The 18374-nt window shown below is 63.3% G+C and carries 20 protein-coding genes; 10 read left to right on the top strand and 10 right to left on the bottom strand.

The annotated features are described in order from the left end of the window. Positions 1 to 142 precede the first annotated feature (142 nt). Complete coding sequence (locus tag M2427_RS04000) at positions 143 to 1684, bottom strand: benzoate-CoA ligase family protein (protein ID WP_280704876.1); 1542 nt, start codon at positions 1682 to 1684, stop codon at positions 143 to 145. Positions 1685 to 1805: 121 nt separating this feature from the next. Here M2427_RS04000 and M2427_RS03995 point away from each other — a divergent pair, with 121 nt between their 5' ends. Beyond that, the gene (locus M2427_RS03995; RefSeq protein WP_200471348.1) at positions 1806 to 2714 is read left to right on the top strand and encodes a helix-turn-helix transcriptional regulator; all 909 of its coding nucleotides are present in this window, start codon (positions 1806 to 1808) and stop codon (positions 2712 to 2714) included. 2 nt (positions 2715 to 2716) lie between these two features. Then, positions 2717 to 3109 carry a group II truncated hemoglobin gene (locus tag M2427_RS03990; protein WP_280704875.1) on the top strand — a complete coding sequence of 131 codons (393 nt, stop codon included), beginning with the start codon at positions 2717 to 2719 and terminating at the stop codon, positions 3107 to 3109. A gap of 6 nt (positions 3110 to 3115) precedes the next feature. On the opposite strand, the gene M2427_RS03985 is transcribed toward M2427_RS03990, so the two are convergent. Then, positions 3116 to 3901 carry an IclR family transcriptional regulator C-terminal domain-containing protein gene (locus tag M2427_RS03985; protein ID WP_280704873.1) on the bottom strand — a complete coding sequence of 262 codons (786 nt, stop codon included), beginning with the start codon at positions 3899 to 3901 and terminating at the stop codon, positions 3116 to 3118. A gap of 114 nt (positions 3902 to 4015) precedes the next feature. Between M2427_RS03985 and M2427_RS03980 the strand changes: the two genes are divergently transcribed. Together M2427_RS03980 and M2427_RS03975 are read left to right on the top strand one after the other, a co-directional pair. Next, positions 4016 to 5374, top strand: a complete 1359-nt coding sequence (locus M2427_RS03980; protein ID WP_280704872.1) for an aromatic ring-hydroxylating dioxygenase subunit alpha — start codon at positions 4016 to 4018, stop codon at positions 5372 to 5374. Positions 5375 to 5485: 111 nt separating this feature from the next. After that, positions 5486 to 6934, top strand: a complete 1449-nt coding sequence (locus tag M2427_RS03975) for a glutamine synthetase family protein (RefSeq protein ID WP_280704871.1) — start codon at positions 5486 to 5488, stop codon at positions 6932 to 6934. A gap of 40 nt (positions 6935 to 6974) precedes the next feature. Here M2427_RS03975 and M2427_RS03970 read toward each other — a convergent pair whose 3' ends face one another. Continuing rightward, a complete protein-coding gene (locus M2427_RS03970) occupies positions 6975 to 7352 on the bottom strand; it encodes a ribbon-helix-helix domain-containing protein (RefSeq protein WP_280704870.1) in 378 nt (125 codons plus the stop codon). A 260-nt stretch (positions 7353 to 7612) separates the two neighbouring features. Here M2427_RS03970 and M2427_RS03965 point away from each other — a divergent pair, with 260 nt between their 5' ends. Together M2427_RS03965 and M2427_RS03960 are read left to right on the top strand one after the other, a co-directional pair. Continuing rightward, positions 7613 to 8371 carry a cysteine hydrolase gene (locus tag M2427_RS03965; protein ID WP_280704869.1) on the top strand — a complete coding sequence of 253 codons (759 nt, stop codon included), beginning with the start codon at positions 7613 to 7615 and terminating at the stop codon, positions 8369 to 8371. 448 nt (positions 8372 to 8819) lie between these two features. Continuing rightward, entirely contained in the window at positions 8820 to 9164 is a 345-nt protein-coding gene (locus tag M2427_RS03960) for a hypothetical protein (protein ID WP_280704868.1), read from the top strand. Between the two features lie 24 nt (positions 9165 to 9188). Here M2427_RS03960 and M2427_RS03955 read toward each other — a convergent pair whose 3' ends face one another. The 7 genes from M2427_RS03955 to M2427_RS03925 all read right to left on the bottom strand — a co-directional run bounded on the left by M2427_RS03955 (position 9189) and on the right by M2427_RS03925 (position 14628). Next, positions 9189 to 9917: an ABC transporter ATP-binding protein gene (locus M2427_RS03955; RefSeq protein WP_280704867.1), complete on the bottom strand. Its 729-nt coding sequence runs from the start codon at positions 9915 to 9917 to the stop codon at positions 9189 to 9191. Continuing rightward, positions 9910 to 10677 (bottom strand): ABC transporter ATP-binding protein, encoded by a 768-nt coding sequence (locus M2427_RS03950; RefSeq protein WP_280704866.1) that lies wholly within the window; start codon positions 10675 to 10677, stop codon positions 9910 to 9912. The genes M2427_RS03955 and M2427_RS03950 overlap by 8 nt, the downstream gene beginning before the upstream one ends. After that, the gene (locus M2427_RS03945; protein ID WP_280704865.1) at positions 10670 to 11614 is read right to left on the bottom strand and encodes a branched-chain amino acid ABC transporter permease; all 945 of its coding nucleotides are present in this window, start codon (positions 11612 to 11614) and stop codon (positions 10670 to 10672) included. Before M2427_RS03945 ends, M2427_RS03950 begins: the two co-directional genes overlap by 8 nt. Before the next feature lie 13 nt (positions 11615 to 11627). After that, positions 11628 to 12545 carry a branched-chain amino acid ABC transporter permease gene (locus M2427_RS03940; protein WP_280704864.1) on the bottom strand — a complete coding sequence of 306 codons (918 nt, stop codon included), beginning with the start codon at positions 12543 to 12545 and terminating at the stop codon, positions 11628 to 11630. Between the two features lie 392 nt (positions 12546 to 12937). Continuing rightward, positions 12938 to 13156: a hypothetical protein gene (locus M2427_RS03935; RefSeq protein ID WP_128954484.1), complete on the bottom strand. Its 219-nt coding sequence runs from the start codon at positions 13154 to 13156 to the stop codon at positions 12938 to 12940. Between the two features lies 1 nt (position 13157). Continuing rightward, the gene (locus tag M2427_RS03930) at positions 13158 to 13817 is read right to left on the bottom strand and encodes an acyl-homoserine-lactone synthase (RefSeq protein WP_280704862.1); all 660 of its coding nucleotides are present in this window, start codon (positions 13815 to 13817) and stop codon (positions 13158 to 13160) included. An 82-nt stretch (positions 13818 to 13899) separates the two neighbouring features. After that, positions 13900 to 14628: a LuxR family transcriptional regulator gene (locus M2427_RS03925; RefSeq protein ID WP_280704861.1), complete on the bottom strand. Its 729-nt coding sequence runs from the start codon at positions 14626 to 14628 to the stop codon at positions 13900 to 13902. 168 nt (positions 14629 to 14796) lie between these two features. On the opposite strand from M2427_RS03925, the gene M2427_RS03920 reads away from it, so the two are divergent. The 4 genes from M2427_RS03920 to M2427_RS03905 all read left to right on the top strand — a co-directional run bounded on the left by M2427_RS03920 (position 14797) and on the right by M2427_RS03905 (position 18348). Next, positions 14797 to 14973, top strand: a complete 177-nt coding sequence (locus M2427_RS03920; RefSeq protein ID WP_280704860.1) for a hypothetical protein — start codon at positions 14797 to 14799, stop codon at positions 14971 to 14973. 217 nt (positions 14974 to 15190) lie between these two features. Beyond that, positions 15191 to 16129, top strand: coding sequence for a LysR family transcriptional regulator (locus tag M2427_RS03915; protein WP_280704858.1), 939 nt, complete (start codon positions 15191 to 15193; stop codon positions 16127 to 16129). 154 nt (positions 16130 to 16283) lie between these two features. Continuing rightward, complete coding sequence (locus M2427_RS03910) at positions 16284 to 17162, top strand: shikimate dehydrogenase (protein ID WP_280704857.1); 879 nt, start codon at positions 16284 to 16286, stop codon at positions 17160 to 17162. A 55-nt stretch (positions 17163 to 17217) separates the two neighbouring features. Next, positions 17218 to 18348, top strand: a complete 1131-nt coding sequence (locus tag M2427_RS03905; protein WP_280704856.1) for an ABC transporter substrate-binding protein — start codon at positions 17218 to 17220, stop codon at positions 18346 to 18348. Positions 18349 to 18374 lie beyond the last annotated feature (26 nt).

Raw genomic sequence — 18374 nt, 5'->3', positions numbered from 1 at the left:
GGGGACTGCCGGTGTGACGAAGAACATCGCGTGCACGACGACAAACACCAATTGCTGAGCTACCCCTCTCCCCCGCCCTCCCCCGCAAGGGGGGAGGGAGCGCAGTGGAGTTTGCGGCAGCCACGCGAGTCACACGCTGCGCTCAATTCGCCCCTTCCCGCAGCTTGAACCGCTGGATCTTCCCCGTCGCGGTCTTCGGCAGCGAGTCCACCACGTCGATCCAGCGCGGATATTTCCACGGGCCGATCTTCTGCTTGACGTGCTCCTTCAGCATTTCCTGCAGATCGCTCGTCGTCGCGCCCTGGCGCAGCACGACGAAGGCCTTTGGTTTCAACAGCCCTTCCGGATCGGCTTCAGGCACAACAGCGGCCTCCAGCACTGCGGGGTGCGTGATCAGCGCGCTCTCGACCTCGAAGGGCGAGACCCAGATACCGGAGACCTTGAACATGTCGTCGGCGCGGCCGCAGAAGGTGTAGCGGCCCTCGGCGTCGCGGACATATTTGTCGCCGGTGCGGGTCCAGGGGCCTTCAAAGGTGCGGCGGCTCTTGTGGCGCTGGTTCCAGTAGCCTTCACCTGCCGAGGGCGCATCGACCAGGAGCTCACCGACTTCGCCATCGGCCACGTCCTGGCCGGCCTCGTTGACGAGCCTCACCGCGTAACCCGGCACCGGCTTGCCTGACGAGCCGTACTTGATGTCGCCGGGCGCATTCGACAGGAAGATGTGCAGCAGCTCGGTCGATCCGACGCCGTCGAGAATGTCGACGCCGAAGCGCGATCTCCAGCTTTTGCCGACGGATTCGGGGAGCGCCTCGCCGGCCGAGGTGCAGATGCGCAAGGACTTGCCGCAGCGCTCGGCTTTCATCGTCTCGTCGTTGAGCATCGCCGCGAACAAGGTCGGCACGCCGTAGAAGATCGACGGGTTGTAACGGTTCATCAGATCGAACATCCGCGCCGGCGTCGGGCGCTCGCTGTTGAGCACCACGGTGGCGCCGACCGACATCGGGAAAGTCAGCGCATTGCCGAGGCCATAGGCAAAGAACAGTTTTGCCGCGGAGAGACAGACGTCGCTCTCGCGGATGCCGAGCACCTGGCTCGCATAGGTGTCGGCGGTCGCCTGCAAATTCGAATGGATGTGACGCACACCCTTGGGCATGCCGGTCGATCCCGACGAATAGAGCCAGAACGCCGGCTCGTCCGGATGCGTTGCAGCCGTCGTGAACTGGTCGCTCTCATCAGCGATCTCCTCGGCAAGCTGCTTGTGGCCATTCTGCTTGGCGCCGGAGACCACGACATGCTCGAGATCGGGCATGCGGCCGACGACATCCTTGATGACGGGATAAAGCGCCTCGGAGACGAACAGCACGCGGGCGCGGCAGTCGGCAAGGATGTAGGCGTATTGGTCCGCGGTCAGCAGCGTGTTGAGCGGCACCGGCACCACGCCGGCGCGGATCGCGCCCAGGAACACGATCGGAAAGTCGACCGTATCCAGCATGATCATCGCCACGCGCTCCTCGCGGCGGACGCCGAGCCGGCGAAGCATGTTCGCGGCGCGACGCGTCTCGCGCTGGAGCTCGCCATAGGTGAGACGTGAGACGGTATCGTCGAAGGCAAGCTTGCTGCCTCGGCCCGCCTCGACGTTTCGGTCGAGCAGCCAGGCCACCGCGTTGTAGGATCCCTCGCTCACGGTCGTCTCCCCAGAATTTAGAATTATAATTCATAGAAAGACACTGCAGCAGCTTGCTGTCAATGCCAGCAGGCACTATGTTTCATTAAAACGCGCCGCAGGACACCTGTAAAGAAGGCTCATGACCGACAGTCCCGACGCCGAATCCCGCTTTCTCGAACAGCTCGGCCAGCGCGTGCGCACCATGCGCGCGCTACGCGGCATGTCGCGCAAAGTGCTCGCCAAGGTATCAGGAATTTCGGAGCGATACATCGCGCAGCTCGAGAGCGGCAAGGGCAATGTCTCGATCGTGCTGCTCCGACGCGTCTCCGACGCGATGGGCGCGCATCTCGAAGATTTGCTGCCCTCAGCCGATCCGACGCCGGACTGGCAGATGTTTCGCGATCTCCTGCGCAAGGCAACGCCCGCGCAAATCGCGCAAGCCAAGGATCTGCTCGCAGGCGGCAGCGCCTCCGCGCCGCGGCGCGCGCCGTTCTGCGGCATCGCGCTGATTGGCCTGCGCGGCGCCGGCAAGTCGACGCTCGGGCGGATGCTGGCGAAGAAGATCGGCTGGAGCTTCGTCGAGCTCAACAAGGAGGTCGAGCAGCAGAACGGCCTCTCGGTCGCCGAGATCATCGCGCTCTACGGCCAGGAAGGCTTTCGTCGCATGGAGCAGGCCGCACTTCAGCAGCTGCTCGCGCGCAACGAGCTGATGGTGCTGGCGACCGGCGGCGGCATCGTCTCGGAGCCGCTGACCTTCGACCAGATCCTGTCGTCGTTCTACACGATCTGGCTGAAGGCCGAGCCGGAAGAGCACATGGCGCGCGTGCGACGCCAGGGCGATCTGCGGCCGATGGCCGACGATCGCTCCGCGATGGCTGAGCTACGCAATATTTTGCTCAGCCGCGAACCGCTCTATGCGCGCGCGACGGCGGTGGTGGATACGGCAGGATTGTCGGTCGACGCCGCGGCGGCAAGGCTGATCGATGCGGTGCGCCCGGTGCTGCAAAACGAGGCGCGCAGCTTTGGGCTGCGGAGCGTGGCGCTGTAGAAATGACCTCCACCGACGTTACCACCTCCATGTTCGAGCGGATCGGCGGCCGTGCCACGATCGACGCCCTCGTCGACCGCTTCTACGACCGCATGGACACGCTGCCGGAGGCGAAGACCATCCGCGCGATGCACGCCGACGAGCTCGGCCTGATCCGGGACGTGCTGAAGCGCTATCTCACCGAATGGACCGGCGGCCCAAAGCTCTATTCCCCCGAGAAAGGCCATCCGCGGCTGCGGCAGCGGCACATCGGCTTTGCCATCGGCGATGCCGAGCGCGACGCGTGGTTGCTCTGCATGCGCGGGGCGATGGAGGAGACTGTCACCGACGCCGCCGCGCGGCAGGACCTCGACAAGGCGATATCCGGCCTCGCCGACTGGATGCGCAACCGCTAGCACTGCTCACAGCAGTTGCGAACGCACCGACGCCGCCCCCTCGCGCAACAGCGGCAGGAAGCGGTCGATCAGCTCCTGCGCCGGAACACGGTCGACATGCGCGCCCATGTTGATGGCGGCGACGATGACGCCGTCGTAGCGGCGCACCGGCACCGAGATCGAGCGGAAATGCGGCTCGGCTTCGCGGTCGACCAGCGAATAGCCCTGCGCTCGATCCTCGGTGATGCGCGCGAGCAACGTCTTGGCATCGGTCACTGTCTGCGGCGTCAGCGCCTCGCGCGTCGTCTTTTTCAAGCGCGCGAGTAAATCGGCTTCATTGAGTTGACCGAGCATGGCGCGGCCGACCGACGTGCAAAATGCCGGCAGCCGGTACCCGATCTCCAGCCCGCCCGAAAACATCCGCGCCGGACTGCTGCGGGCGATGAACACGACGTCGTCGCCGTCGAGCACCGCGAGCGAGGAAATTTCGTTGGCCGCGGTCGCGACGCGATCGAGCACCGGCTGCAACACGGCGACGAGCTGGTTGGAGCGCAGATAAGACGCCGCCAGCGTCAGCACATGCGGCGTCAGCGAGAACAGTTTTCCGTCGCCGCTGACAAAGCCGCCGCGCTGGAGCGTGAACAGCATGCGCCGCGCAGTCGCGCGCGGCAGTTCGGCGGCGCGGGCAAGATCGCTCAGCGTCATTGGACCTGCGTTGGTGCCGAAGCATTGCAGGAGGCGCAGGCCGCGATCGAGCGCTTCGACGAAGTCCGTCGCGCGCTCGTCAGTGTCGCTCCGCTTCAGCTTGGGCATGGCGTCGGGATCGTCCTGCAAAATAGTGCTTGCCGCTATTTCAAGTCATGTCATAATTCGCCCATTCGTTCAATAGACGAACAAAAATGCCTCGCGAAAAGGACGCGACCCGCCATGATGAGCCAGGAGCAGAACGACCTCATCACCCGCACCGGGCCGAAAGACCCGTGCGGCAAGCTGATGCGGAGCTACTGGCAACCGGCGGCGCTGGTCGATGAGCTTGAAGGTGCGCGGCCGATCCGCCCCGTGCGCTTGCTCGGCGAAAACCTGGTGCTGTTTCGCGACGAGACCGGACGTTACGGCCTGATCGATCGCCACTGCGCCCATCGCGGCGCCGACCTTGCCTTCGGGCGTCTCGAGCATGGCGGACTGCGCTGCGCCTTCCACGGCTGGCTGTTCGACGCATCTGGCCAGTGCATCGAGACGCCTGCCGAGCCGAAGGATTCAAAGCTCTGCCAGAACATCCGCCAGCGCTCGTATCCCGTGGTGGAGAAGAGCGGCATCCTCTGGGCTTATCTGGGCGAAGGTGAGCCGCCGGCTTTCCCGGAGATCGACTGCTTCGTCGCGCCCGCCACGCACACCTTTGCCTTCAAGGGTCACATGGCCTGCAACTGGCTGCAGGCGCTGGAAGTCGGCATCGATCCCGCGCACGCTTCCTATCTGCACCGCTTCTTCGAGGACGAGGACACTTCCACCGCCTACGGCAAACAGTTCCGCGGCGCGTCCGCCGGCAGCGACCTGCCAATGACGAAGATCCTGCGCGAGTACGATCGCCCGATCATCAATGTCGAGCATACCGAATACGGCCTGCGGCTGATCGCGCTGCGCGAGATCGACGAGGAGCGGACGCATGTCCGCGTCACCAATCAGCTGTTCCCGCACGCCTTCGTCATTCCCATGAGCACGGAGATGACGATCACCCAGTGGCATGTGCCTGTCGACGATGAGAACTGCTACTGGTACGCGATCTTCACCAGCTATTCGAACCCGGTCGACAAGACAAAGATGCGCGACCAGCGGCTCGAGCTCTACGAACTGCCGGACTACGTCTCGCGCAAGAACCGCGGCAACGATTACGGCTTCGATCCGCACGAGCAGCAGACCGCGACCTATACCGGCATGGGCAACGACATCAACGTCCATGACCAGTGGGCGGTGGAATCGATGGGCGCGATCCAGGATCGCACCAAGGAGCATCTCGGCTCGAGCGACAAGGCGATCGTGCAATATCGCCGCCTGCTGCGGCAGGAGATCGAGAAGGTCTCTGGCGGCGAGAAGCCGATGCTGTTCCTGGACGAGGCCAATGCGCGCTCGATCCAGGGGCCGGCGACGATGGACGGCATAGGGCCGACGCGCGGCTGGGAGACCTATTGGATGGAAGTCGACGTCAAGCGACGTCGCGGCGCGCCGTGGACGGCGCCGGTGCCGAAGGACATTGCCGACAACGTGCATCGGCTGACGGCGGCGGAGTGACTAGAGGCACCGTCGTTCCGGGGCGATGCAATAGCATCGAACCCGGAACCTCGAGATTCCGGGTTCTCGCTCCGCGAGCCCCGGAATGACAGGTAGCAAGGAGCAATCAACGTGACTTTCGTCGCGCGTCATGCGCTGTGGTCGGATGAGCAGAAGGACGCGGCAGCGCGGATGCGCCGCATCGTCGAGGAGAAGAACCTCGAGGTCATCCGCCTCGCCTTCCCCGACCAGCATGGCATCCTGCGCGGCAAGACGATCATTGCCTCGGAAGCCATCGCCTCGCTGGAGAGCGGCTGCTCCATCACCACCACCATGCTCGCCAAGGACACCTCGCACCGCACGGTGTTTCCGGTGTTCACCGCAGGCGGCGGCTTCGGCATGAAGGAGATGGAGGGCGCGGCCGACGTGCTGATGGTTGCCGATCCCGCCACGTTTCGCGTGCTGCCTTGGGCGCCCGCCACCGGCTGGGTGCTCTGCGACCTCTACTTCAACGACGGCCGCCCGGTGCCGTTCGCGACGCGCGGGCTCTATCGCAAGGCACTCGACGAGCTCGGCCGCCGCGGCCACGATTTCGTCGCGGGGCTCGAGGTCGAACTCCATATCTTCAAGCTCGACGATCCGCACATGCGTCCGGACGATTCGGGACAGCCCGGCACGCCGCCATCCGTCAGCCTGCTCTCTCACGGCTATCAATATCTCACCGAGCAGCGCTTCGATCAGATGGAGCCGGTGCTGGAGATTTTGCGGCGTGACATCGTCGCCCTCGGCTTGCCCCTGCGCTCCGTCGAGGTCGAGTTCGGGCCGAGCCAGTGCGAATTCACCTTCGCGCCAAAGAGGGGCCTGGAGCCCGCCGACAACATGGTGCTGTTTCGCAGCGCCGTGAAGCAGATCGCGCGCCGCCACGGCTATCACGCCACCTTCATGTGCCGGCCGAAACTGCCGAACCTGTTCGCGAGCGGCTGGCATCTGCATCAGTCGATCGTCTCGCGCGCAACTGGCGAGAACCTGTTCATGGCCAAGGAGGCGGCCAAGGACACCGGTCAGCCGCTCAGCGAATTCGGCCGCTTCTATCTCGCAGGTCTGCTCGATCACGCCCGCGCGGCCACCGTGTTCACCACGCCGACCATCAACGGATACAAGCGCTACCGCTCCTATTCGCTGGCGCCGGACCGCGCGATCTGGGGCCGCGACAACAGAGGCGTGATGATCCGCGTGCTCGGCGGCGCTGGCGATGCGGCCACGCGGCTGGAAAACCGCGTCGGCGAGCCGGCCGCCAATCCCTATCTCTACATGGCCGCACAAGTTCTCGCGGGCCTCGACGGCGTCGATCGCAAACTCGATCCCGGTCCTTCCGCCGACACGCCCTACGAAACCGAGGCGCCATTCCTGCCGAAGAGCCTGCGCGACGCGGTCGCCGCCGTGAAGGAGGATCCGTTCTTCCGCGAAAAATTCGGCGCGGAGTTCATCGGCTACTACACCCACATCAAGGACGCCGAGATCGACCGCTTCCTCGCGGAGGTGACCGATTGGGAACATCGCGAATATTTCGAGATGTTTTGAGGACGACCGCCGCCGCGAAATGGCGCGCGGTGCCGAAGCTTCATGCTGGCTGGACAGATGAAGCCGGCTGCTCGAACGCACTGCGCTCCTGAGCCAGTACGGCATTGGCGTCAAGCGACCAGATCGGCACCGAGACGTCACCCGGAATGCCGCCGATAACCTGCAGCGACAGGTAGCGCAGGCAGCACACGCGCAGGAACGACGTGAGATTTCGCACCTCGCCGCGCGCTTCGATGATCTCATCATAAAGCCTGGTAATGAGCTGGTTGACGCTCATGCCGTCGCGCCGGCCGATTTCATCCAGCACACGCCAGAACAGATTCTCCAGCCGGATGCTCGTCACCACACCGTGCAGCCGCAGCGATCGGGTGCTGGTCTCGTAGAGGACCGGGTCGGCACGAACGAAGATCTTGCACATAAGCGCCTCCGCGCGACGGCGTAGCTTGCATTGACCGCGAACAGTTGAAGTTTACGCCGGTGATGCAAGCGCCGCCACACCTTTCCCGTCGCGCACGTAGTAACCGGCTAATACGCGCCTTTCCGTCTTCAGTCACACGACTTCGCCCGATCGCGCGGTAGTAGCGGCTTGTTACCCGCTGCGCGACGATCCGGCATAGCCTGCCCGCGCTGAAGCAAACAACAACGACGCTCATATTCGGGCGCAAGCGGAGGGAGGACATGAACGACCACGGAGAAATCACCGAGCACATCGACAATGATCGACGCAAGTTCCTGAAAGCGGCCGGTATCGCAGGGATCGGGCTCGCTCTGCTCGACAGCGAGACCGCACTTTCGGCCGAAAAATCTTCGAGGCAGGAAACAACCGGAGCAAAGCTGATGAATCCAAAGACCACAGCTCTCGTATTGATCGAATACCAGAACGATTTCACCACACCGAAAGGCGTTTTTCACGACGGCGTCAAGGGCGTCATGCAATCAAACAACATGCTCGCCAATACAGTCGACGTCGTGAAGCGGGCGCGCGACGCCGGCGCAACCGTGATGCATGCGCCGATTTCCTTTGCCGAAGGCTATGGCGAGCTCACCGGCAAGCCGTACGGAATCCTCAAGGGCGTCGTCGACAACAAGGCCTTTCGCAAGGGATCATGGGGCGCTGCAATCGTCGACGTGCTGACGCCGCAATCCGGAGACATCGTGATCGAGGGAAAACGCGGGCTGGATGCATTTCCAAGCACCAATCTCGATTTCATCCTGCGCAGCAAGGGAATCCAGACCGTCGTGTTGGGCGGCTTCCTAACCAATTGCTGCGTGGAATCGACCATGCGCAGCGCTTACGAACGCGGCTTTGACGTGATCACACTGAAGGATTGTACGGCCGCACTGAGCCAGGAAGAGCAGGACATGGCTCTGGACCACAATTTCGGAATGTTTTCGCGACCCATGAACCATGGCGAGTTCCTGGAGCTGTTGGCTTAGGGGCGTCGGCAACACTTCGAGGATCTTTGAGGACACGGCGTCGCTCCGGGATGGTGCGCAAGTACCGAAACCCCGATGCGCAATTGTGCATCGGGGACCCTCGCCCGCCTGGAATGACGATGAAAGAGGCATCTCGCCTCACACCCCTGTGAGGCGGCTTCGTGCGGTCTGTTCCGACGACATCCCTGCCTCGCGCGACGAAGCCATTTTCCTTGCGCCGCGAAAACCGCCTGAAAGACATGCGGTCTAGAGTTGCCAGCCATGATCAACAATGGAGTTCGGTCATGTTGGGTCAATTGTTCAGTCTGATCTATCGCCTGTCCTGCCGGACCACCCTGATCGAGATCGGCACGCACCGCCTCGCCCGCTAGGGGGCCCGCAAGTCGGGCGGTCCAAGTCAGGCGGCCCAAGTCAGGTCAGACGGGTTGACCAAACGAAGGGGATTTCCATGCGCAAGCTGATCTTGATCGCGACGATGTCGTTGCTGGCGACCCAAGCCTATGCGGGTGGCTCAAGAGGCCTCAGCCTTGCGGCGAGCCAGGTGACCGAGCAGCCGGCGACGACGGCTCCGCCCCAGGCTACGCAAGCTCCGACTGCAACACCGCCTGCGAATGTCAAGACGGCGACAACCGCACCGGCTTCGCCGCAACCGGTCACATCACCGCAAACCGCGACCGCGCCAGCCGCCACGGCTACACAGCCGGTTGCCGAAACCGCTAAGCCGAAGCACCGCGAGCCGTCCGCCGAGGCGCGTGTGATCCGCGAACTGCACCGGCACGGGATTTATTGGTAGGGGTCCAGCGTCCCGCCCCTCACCTCAAATTCCCAGATACTTGTGCTGAAGATCCGGCTCGGCCATCAGTTCGTTCGACGTCCCGCTCCACACGGTCTTGCCGCGCTCGATGATGAAGTGGCGGTCGCAGATGCGGGCGAGATGGTCGACGTTCTTGTCGACGACCAGGATCGACTGCCCCCGGCTCTTCAGCAGCGACAGGCAATGCCAGATCTCTTCGCGGATCAGCGGCGCAAGGCCCTCGGTCGCCTCATCCAGGATCAAAAGCTTCGGGTTGGTCATCAGCGCGCGACCGATCGCGAGCATCTGCTGCTCGCCGCCGGAGAGCTGGTTGCCCATGTTGCCGGCGCGCTCGGCAAGGCGAGGGAACAGCACGTAGATCGCGGCGAGCGTCCAGGGATTTGCGCTGCCAAAGCGATCAGCGGCGGCTGCGATCAGATTCTCGCGCACGGTGAGGTTCGGGAAGATCTGGCGTCCCTCAGGGACGAGGCCGATACCGAGTTTCGCGATTCGGTATGACGGAAGCTGCCTGACTTCCGCGCCGGCAAAGCGGATCGCGCCTGATCGCGCCGGGGTCAGTCCCATGATCGAGCGAATCGTCGTGGTCTTGCCCATGCCGTTGCGGCCCATCAGCGAGACCATCTCGCCTGATTTGATCGACAGCGACAGGCCGAACAGCACCTGGCTGAGGCCGTAGCAGGTCTCGATGCCTTCAACGTCGAGCAGCGTGTCAACCATCGTCTCTTCAGCCATGGCGCGTTACCACATGCTGGTCGCCGAGATAGGCACGCTTGACGTCCTCGTTGGCGCGGATCGCGTCGGGGTCGCCGGAAGCGATGACGCGGCCATAGACCAGCACCGAGATGCGGTCGGCGAGCGCGAACACCGCCGGCATGTCGTGCTCGACCAGCACGATCGAGACTTCCTTGCGCAGCTCCTGGAGCAGCTTCACCATGCCCTGGGATTCGGTGACGCCGAGCCCGGCCATGGGCTCGTCGAGCAGCAGCAATTTCGGCTTGCTGGCGAGCGCGACCGCGAGCTCGATCTGGCGCCGCTCGCCATGGCTGAGCTTCGACACCAGGACATCGGCGCGATGGGCGAGGCCAACGCGATCAAGCGCCGCATGCGCGGCATCGCGCAAGGATCGCTCCTTGCGCGCATTGGCGAAGAAGCGGAACGAGGTGCCGGCATGCGCCTGCGCCGCGAGTGCGACGTTGTCGGCGGCGGTGAAGTCGAGCAGCAGCGAGGTGATCTGAAACGAGCGTGCGAGGCCGAGCGCGCAGCGGCGGTAGGCCGGCAAGTAAGTGATGTCGCGGCCATCAAGCGAGACGCTGCCGGAATGCGGCTCGAGATGTCCCGTGAGCTGGCTGATCAGCGTGGTCTTGCCGGCGCCGTTCGGGCCGATGATGGCGTGCAACTCGCCGCTCGCGACGTCGAGCGAGACATTGTCCGTTGCGATGATGCCGCCAAAGCGGCGCATCAGCTTTTCGACGCGGAGCAGCGGTTCAGCCACGATTGAGCCTCCCGAGCAGGCCCATGATGCCGCCGCGGCCAAACAGCACGATCAACAGCAGCAGCGGGCCCATGATCAGCGCCCAATATTCGGTGATCTGCGACAGGAATTCTTCCAGCAGCAGATAGACCACAGCGCCTATCACAGGGCCGAACAGCGTTCCCATGCCGCCGAGGATCACCATCACCATGAGGTCGCCGGAGCGGGTCCAGTACATCACGGCCGGGCTGACGAAATCGGTGTTGTTGGCGAGCAGCGCGCCGGCAAGACCGCACATCGTGCCTGAGATCACGAAGCAGACCAGCTGATAACGCTTTGCGGGGAAGCCGATCGCCTGCATGCGCTGTTCGTTGGAGCGCAGGCCCTGCACCACGAGGCCAAAGCGCGAGTTGACGATGCGCCAGATCAGGAAAATCACCGCGAACAGGCAGGCGAGGCAGAGATAATAGAACTGCGTGCGGTTCGACAGGTTGATCAGGCCGGAGAAATCGCTGCGCTTGTAGACGGTGAGGCCATCATCGCCGCCGTAACGCGCCAACCCTGAGGCGACGTAATAGGCCATCTGCGCGAAGGCGAGCGTGATCATGATGAAATAGACGCCGCGCGTGCGCAAGCTGAGTGCGCCGATCACGAGCGCGTAGGTCGCTGACGCCGCCAGCGCAACCGGAAACTGGATGAAGCCGCTTCCCACGCCTTCCTGCGCGAGCATGCCGACGGCGTAGCCGCCGATGCCGAGATAGGCAGCGTGGCCAAAGCTCATCATCCCACCGAAGCCCATGATGAGGTTCAGGCTCGCCGCGGCCAGCGCCAGGATGACGATGCGGGTGAACAGCGTCAGGATGAAGACGTTACCCGAAAGATACGAATAGAGCGGCAGCAGCACGAGGCCCGCCAGCATCAGGGCCGTGACGACCTTGCTCACCGTGAACGTCTTCATCGGCGCAAGCTCTTCATCGGCGGTTGGCCGGAAACAGCCCCTCCGGCCGCACCACCAGCACGATCGCCATCAAGAGGTAGATCAGCATGGACGACAGTGCGGGCGCGGCGGTCGAGGCAGCGGCGCCGCTCAGCACCTGCCGCAGCAGATTGGGCAGGAAGGCACGGCCGAGCGTATCGATCATGCCGACGAAGATCGCGGCCAGGAACGCACCGCGGATCGAGCCGATGCCGCCGATCACGATGATGACGAAGGCGAGGATCAGGATGTTCTCACCCATGCCGATCTGCACGGTGAGGATCGGCGCCTGCATCAGGCCCGCAAGGCCGGCGAGCGCAGCGCCGAGGCCGAACACCAGCGTGTAGAGCAGCTTGATGTTGATACCAAGCGCGCCGATCATCTCGCGGTTGGAAGCGCCGGCGCGGATCAGCATGCCGATGCGGGTGCGCATCACGCCAAGATAGAGCAGCAGCGCCACCAGCAACGCCACGGCGATGATGGCGAGGCGGTAAGCGGGATAGTGAATGCCGGGCAGGATCGGCACCGGCACGGTGAGCCAGGCCGGCAGCGGCAGCGCAAGGCCCGCCGGCCCCCATATCAATCGCACGGCTTCATTGAAAAACAGGATCAGGCCGAAGGTCGCGAGCACGTGGTCGAGATGATCGCGCCCGTAGAGATGCCGCAGCGCGCTCATTTCCAGCACGATGCCGAGGATCAGCGTCGCACCCAGCGCCAGCAGCGCACCGAGCAGGAAGCTGCCGCTCCACGCCGCGAAGGTCGCGGCGAAATAGGCGCCCATCATGTAGAGCGAGCCGTGCGCGAGATTGACGAGATCCATGATCCCGAACACCAGCGTCAGGCCGGCGGCAAGCAGGAACAGCAGCAGGCCGAACTGCAATCCGTTCAAGAACTGTTCGACGACGAGCAGCATCAAAGCTCTTTCAGGCGCACGCGGACGCGCGCCGATGTCCGAACACAGTCGCCATCAGTGAAAGAGCTCCCCCCGCCTCTCCAAGGCCGAAAAATGGGTAATGGCAGTATCGTTCCGAGGCAAGAGTGATTCAACGCCAGACATGCACTTTGTTGCAAGCCGATGCATGCGATCAACATCGGCCTTGCAAGAAGGCTGCCGCACAGGATGGGGCAGCCTGCCGCACCCAAACGACAACCCTCCCCCTGTTTCCAGGGAGAGGGTCTGAGTGAGGTCGGAATAATGGTGAGGTCTAAAGCGCGATGAGATTGGGTTGAATCGTCATTGCGCTTTAGCTCTTTGTTTGAGCATGATCTTTCCGGAAAACCGCTTCACACTTTCCGGATCATGCTCTAGTGCGACGTGACCTGGCGGGGCAGATCATCCGGCACGTTGAGCTCGCTATTGGCCGTCGAGGCCTCCAGCGCGGCCATCCGGAACAGATAAGCCAGCGTTGCCAGCCCGGAGTCTTCCGCCATCTGCGCGAGCTCGAGCGCCATGTCGGACATGTAGCCTAGATTCTCGTCCTTGGTTTGCGCCATGATTTGGCTATCTCGCATCATGTTCGACATCTCAGGCGCTCTTTCGTTGCGCGGCGGTGTGGCCGCAGAGGTTGGCACGGGCGATGCAGTCGAGACGCGGTCCGTCCTGATGGACGACCGAGGCCATGCCGATGCGATCATGCAGGGCATCGACCGTCTCCTGGCGAATGTCGATGGTCGCGGCCATGGTCCAGGCATTCTCCACCAGTGCGGGCAGGCCAAGCGGCGTCACGATGAAGCCGGCCTCGTGGAAGCGCGGCAGCCACCAGGTCTCCATGATCGCGCTGACACGCGCGATTCCCTGGTCGAGACAGAATTCCTGCACCGCCGCCATCAGTCGCAGGTTAAGCGAACCGTCGCGCCGATCGCGAACGACGAAATAGCGCGACCACTCCCAGACCAGCGGATCCGCAGGCCAACCGCGCACGGCCGCCAGGTGCGGGAACACCTCGCTCATCATCGAGGGCTTTGTGGTCGGATAAAGCCGGTGGCCACCGATGACGCGGCGCCCCTCCAGCGCAAGCAGATAGACAGTGTCCTCATTGTCATAGGAATCGATCTCACGACCATCCGGCTTGCGGAGAGTCTCCCAGTGCCGTTCCTCGACGAATATGTCGTGGCGCAACCTGAAATGCTGCTCGAGCACGTCTTCGTATAGGTGGCGATTGACCGCGGAAATTGCGTGAATCATAAAAACCCCCATTCAGACTCAATGGAGGCAGCCTCTGCGAAAAGGCGCGGAGTCGATATTGGGAAATTTCCCAGTACGTCGCTTAGGGATTGATGATCTTGTGACGAATCGCGAGCGCGACTGCATGCGTACGGTTGACGGCACCGAGCTTGCGCGCAGCAGTTGCAAGATGCTCTTCAGCGGTACGCTGCGTGATGTGCAGTATTTCGCCGATCTCCCAGGCCGACTTGCCCTGTGACGCCCACGCAATCACTTCGCGCTCGCGCGGGGTCAGGCGCGTCGATTGAGACGGCGCCGGATCGAGCAGGCGGCGGATGTGGTCGAAACCGTACATCGCCATCAGATGCAGAGCCGGCTTGCTGCGGGAATTGAGATCGAGATGGACGCCGCCGAGCGACACCGCGGCCTCGTAGCCGGTGAGCCCGTGGATGGGGACGATGAAGCCGCGCGACATCCGGAAGTCGGTGGCGCGGTTCATCACCTCAGCGGCATCAGGCTCGAGCTCGGCATTGTAGGGCGCTTCCGACCACTCGAACGGATTGACCGATTGCCGGCACAGCCGCACCACCGGATCGACCCGGTCGTAATTGTTCTGCGTGTAAAGGCTGAACCATCCTGCCGGCCAGCGCTTGGCGAGCACCATCTGCGCGAACCGCTGATCGGGATTCGGCAAGCCGGTGACGATGATGGTCTCGAAGCCGAAACGACCAAACGCCGATTCGAGCGCATTCATCGCATCCGGGACCTTGTCATAGGCTCCCAGACCTTCAATGAAGTCCAGCGCCTCCCGGCCATAATCCACGGCGGACATCGGTGCGTTCCCTGACCCTCGCTCTTCCGTATAACACGTCTTGGGGGACAGCCTCAATTCACCCGCGTCCGTAATTCCCCGGTGTGGCATCGGCACCGAAGATTTAATCTACTTGTGGAGGAAGTGACGTCCAGTTACACCTAGGGCGTCTAGAGCGGGAAAGCCACGATGGAAGACGAGAACATCGCGCTCAACAGCGTGCTCGGCCTGGAATTGAACCGCGTGTTTTTCGCGGTCCGGGATACGGCGAACAAGCAGAAAATCATCGAGTTCGCGCGGGAGGTGTTGCAGAGCGAGCGAGACGAACGCGCCGGCAGCGCATCGCCAGAGGGACCGACGCGCTAGGACGAAGGTTGTGACAGACAGCGCCGACGCAGCCATTCGCGCGACGACGTCCTTCGGTGTGAGAACCTGATCTGCGTCGAAACACCCTGATCGTGAACGTGCTCGCCCTTCTCCATTCCCATCAAAGCCCGCGCTTGAAAGAGCATACTTGCCGCTAGCTGACATGGCGGCTCTCGTGAGAAGATCGCCGCGACGATCTCTCTCGGATGCCAAGACCATGATGACGCTGCGCCAGGTTGAAGTGATCCGTGCCGTGATGGTGACGGGCACCATCGGCGGCGCGGCCAAGCTGCTGAACGTGTCGGCGCCTGGGATCAGCCGGCTTGTCAAATACACCGAGCGCTCGCTCGGCATCCGCTTCTTCCAGCGACAGAACGGCCGCTACTTCCCGACGCCGGAAGCCGAGAACATTTTCGAGCAGATCAACGGCGTCTACAAGAAAGTCGACGATCTATCCGAGATCATCTCCAAGATCGGTCGCGGCGGATTGTCGGAGCTGCGCATCGGCTCGGTGCCGAGCATCTCGCAGGTGATGGTGCCGCGCGCGATCGAGCGCGTCCGCCGCCGCTATCCTGATTTGGGCATCGACATCAACATCCTCAAGCTGGAAGAAGCCATCGACTACCTCATGCTCGGCCGCGGCGAATGCGTGGCGATGAGCTACCGGCTCGAGCATTCCGGACTCGACTTCATGCCGCTCGCCTCGGGCGAGCTCTATTGCATCGTGCCACCGGGCCACGAGCTTGCCGGCCGCAAGCAGGTCTCCGCCGCCGAGATCACCCGCTATCCGCTGATCGGCATCGATCCGAACGATCCCTACGGCCGGATCATGGCCGAGATCTTTGCGCGCCACCGGCTCGACTACAACATCACCATCCGTGCGCGCTTCGGGACCACGGTGTGCGCACTGGTCAAGGCAGGCCTCGGCATCGCCATCATCGACCAATTCACGGTGGCCCATGGCGGCTATCCCGGGATCGAGCTCATCAAGATCACCGAGCCGACCCGGTTCGACACTTACATCGCGGTCAAGCGCGGCGCGCCGCTGTCGCTGCATGTCGAATATTTCATCGAGTCGCTGCGCGCGGAGATGCGCGCGGTCGAGCCGTCCCGCGGCAGCGGCAAAACCGCGTCGGGGCGCGGGCGAAAGAAATAACATTATGTTAGGTTTGGCGGACAAAAGGGTAATTGTGTTAGGCAGGAGAATGACTATCGTCGCTCTTGGAATTGCGCGGATTTCCCCGCTAATGGCCCGATATCAACGCGCCCGAAAATGCGATCGAGCGACGACCAAGAGACGATAATGGATCATGTCTAGCCGCGGACCTGCTGCCTCCAAAAAACTCCTGACCGGCCTGATCGGCGCGCCGATCGCCCATTCCGCCTCCCCCGCCATGCATGAGCGCGCGGCCGAGGCGCTCGGCCTGCGCGGCCATTACCAGCTCATCGAGGTCGCGGGAGCCGATGCCGCCGGGCTCAACATGATGCTCGAGGGCGTCCGGCGGCTCGGCTTTGCCGGCGTCAACGTCACCTTCCCCTACAAGGAAGCCGTGGTGCCGCTGCTCGACGAGTTGGCCACGACCGCGGCCACCATGGCCGCAGTCAACACGATCGTCGTCAAGAACGGCCGGTTGATCGGCCACAATACCGACACCACCGGCTTTGCACGCGCCGTCAAGCCGCTGCTTGCACCTGCCGGAAATGCGGTCGCCGTAATCGGGACCGGCGGCGTCGGCAAGGCGATCGCCTTTGCGCTGGCGAGCCTGAAGGTGACTGACCTCCGCATTTTCGACAGCGAGCCGGCGCGGGCCGAAAAGCTCGCCGCGCTGCTGGCCCCGCATGGTGGCGCGCGAGTGGCCACGAGCGCGGAAGATGCGCTCGACGGCGCAACCGGCCTCGTCAACGGCACGCCGGTCGGCATGCTCCCGAACCGCGACACCCCGGTCGCGCCGGCACTTCTGCGCGCCGATCTGTGGGTTGCCGACGCCGTCTATTCCCCGCTGATCACGCCGCTCCTTGCCGCAGCGCGGGAAAAAGGTACGCGGATCATGACCGGACGCGAGCTTGCGATCTACCAGGCCGCCGACGCGTTCGAACTGTTCACGGGCCTTGCCCCATCGACCGAAGTCATGGGAGAGGCTTTTGACGCCGTGATGGCTGCGCGCAGCGCCGCCTATCAGGCAGCTTGAGGCGAAGCGGCCGGACACAAGGCCGCTTGCAAAACTGTAACGGGAGGAGAGGACGATGAAATCGACGCTATTGGTGGGCGCGCTGCTCACCGCAATCACGACCACGAGCGCTTTCGCACAGGCGATCAAGCTCGCCGACGTCGCTGAGCTTTCGGGTGGCGGTGCCACCGTCGGCACCAACTGGAAGAACGGCATCGACCTCGCGATCGAGGAGATCAATGCCAAGGGCGGCGTGCTCGGCCGCAAGCTTGAAGTCACCCACGCCGATTCGCAATCCAATCCCGGCGTTGCCCGCGCGCAGGTTCAGAAGGCGCTCGACGCCGAACCCTATGTGCTGCTCGGGCCAGGCTATTCCGGCTCCGTGAAGGTCACCGCACCGCTCGCCGCCGAAGCTGGCATCGCGCAGATCATGGGTGGTGAAGCGGCGGAGCTGACGCAGGCCGGCAACAAGTTCCTGTTCCGCACTTCGTTCGGTCAGCAATCCTCGATGCCGAAGGTCGCAAAGTACATCCACGACGACATGAAGGCGAAGTCGGTCGCGGTGGTCTGGGTCAACAATGACTTTGGCCGTGGCGGGCGTGACGTCGTAACCAAGGAGCTCGAGCGCCTTGGCTCGAAGGTCGTCGCCGATCTCTCCACCGAAGCGGGACAAGCCGATTTCGCCGCCGACGTCGGCAAGATCAAGGCCGCCAATCCCGACGCCGTGTTCGTCTATCTCAACGAGGAAGAGAGCGCGCGCATCCTGAAGGAGCTCAAGCGCCAGGGCGTCACAGCGCCACTGATGGGCGAGACCACGCTGATCGGCCAGAAGGTGATCGAGCTCGCCGGCGATGCCGCCAACGGCGCGCGCGGCCACGTCGGCCTCACCACCGATGCGCCGGTCGACCTGATCAAGGGATTCCGTGACCGCTTCTCCAAGAAGTACAATTACGTCCCCGACCATAACGGCCTGAAGGGTTATCTCGCCGTCTACATGGTGAAGGCCACCACCGAGAAGATGGGCAAGGTCGATTCCAAGGCGTTCGCCGACACACTGCACGGCCTGACGATCAAGGCCACTGAGGAGCCCGGCATCCTGATGGACGTCACCTTCGATGGGAACGGCGACATCGATCGGCAGAGCTTCCTGGTCGAGGTCGTCGAGGGCAAGCAGGTGGTGAAGCAGGTGCTGCCGAAGCTGAAGTGAGGGACGAGGTCTTTCACCTCACCTTT

The sequence above is a fragment of the Bradyrhizobium sp. BR13661 genome, assembly GCF_029892425.1.
Taxonomy (GTDB): domain Bacteria; phylum Pseudomonadota; class Alphaproteobacteria; order Rhizobiales; family Xanthobacteraceae; genus Bradyrhizobium.
This window is presented reverse-complemented; position numbering and strand designations above follow the sequence as displayed.

What these genes read in the sequence shown, in the direction of transcription:
- M2427_RS03955 (WP_280704867.1), bottom strand. Translation starts at nt 9,917, where the DNA reads ATGGCTGAAGAGACGATGGTTGACACGCTGCTCGACGTTGAAGGCATC.
- M2427_RS03990 (WP_280704875.1), top strand. Translation starts at nt 2,717, where the DNA reads ATGACCTCCACCGACGTTACCACCTCCATGTTCGAGCGGATCGGCGGC.
- M2427_RS03970 (WP_280704870.1), bottom strand. Translation starts at nt 7,352, where the DNA reads ATGTGCAAGATCTTCGTTCGTGCCGACCCGGTCCTCTACGAGACCAGC.
- M2427_RS03945 (WP_280704865.1), bottom strand. Translation starts at nt 11,614, where the DNA reads ATGAAGACGTTCACGGTGAGCAAGGTCGTCACGGCCCTGATGCTGGCG.
- M2427_RS03930 (WP_280704862.1), bottom strand. Translation starts at nt 13,817, where the DNA reads ATGATTCACGCAATTTCCGCGGTCAATCGCCACCTATACGAAGACGTG.
- M2427_RS03910 (WP_280704857.1), top strand. Translation starts at nt 16,284, where the DNA reads ATGTCTAGCCGCGGACCTGCTGCCTCCAAAAAACTCCTGACCGGCCTG.
- M2427_RS03940 (WP_280704864.1), bottom strand. Translation starts at nt 12,545, where the DNA reads ATGCTGCTCGTCGTCGAACAGTTCTTGAACGGATTGCAGTTCGGCCTG.
- M2427_RS03995 (WP_200471348.1), top strand. Translation starts at nt 1,806, where the DNA reads ATGACCGACAGTCCCGACGCCGAATCCCGCTTTCTCGAACAGCTCGGC.
- M2427_RS03915 (WP_280704858.1), top strand. Translation starts at nt 15,191, where the DNA reads ATGATGACGCTGCGCCAGGTTGAAGTGATCCGTGCCGTGATGGTGACG.
- M2427_RS03935 (WP_128954484.1), bottom strand. Translation starts at nt 13,156, where the DNA reads ATGTCGAACATGATGCGAGATAGCCAAATCATGGCGCAAACCAAGGAC.
- M2427_RS03980 (WP_280704872.1), top strand. Translation starts at nt 4,016, where the DNA reads ATGATGAGCCAGGAGCAGAACGACCTCATCACCCGCACCGGGCCGAAA.
- M2427_RS03925 (WP_280704861.1), bottom strand. Translation starts at nt 14,628, where the DNA reads ATGTCCGCCGTGGATTATGGCCGGGAGGCGCTGGACTTCATTGAAGGT.
- M2427_RS03905 (WP_280704856.1), top strand. Translation starts at nt 17,218, where the DNA reads ATGAAATCGACGCTATTGGTGGGCGCGCTGCTCACCGCAATCACGACC.
- M2427_RS03985 (WP_280704873.1), bottom strand. Translation starts at nt 3,901, where the DNA reads ATGCCCAAGCTGAAGCGGAGCGACACTGACGAGCGCGCGACGGACTTC.
- M2427_RS03960 (WP_280704868.1), top strand. Translation starts at nt 8,820, where the DNA reads ATGCGCAAGCTGATCTTGATCGCGACGATGTCGTTGCTGGCGACCCAA.
- M2427_RS03920 (WP_280704860.1), top strand. Translation starts at nt 14,797, where the DNA reads ATGGAAGACGAGAACATCGCGCTCAACAGCGTGCTCGGCCTGGAATTG.
- M2427_RS03965 (WP_280704869.1), top strand. Translation starts at nt 7,613, where the DNA reads ATGAACGACCACGGAGAAATCACCGAGCACATCGACAATGATCGACGC.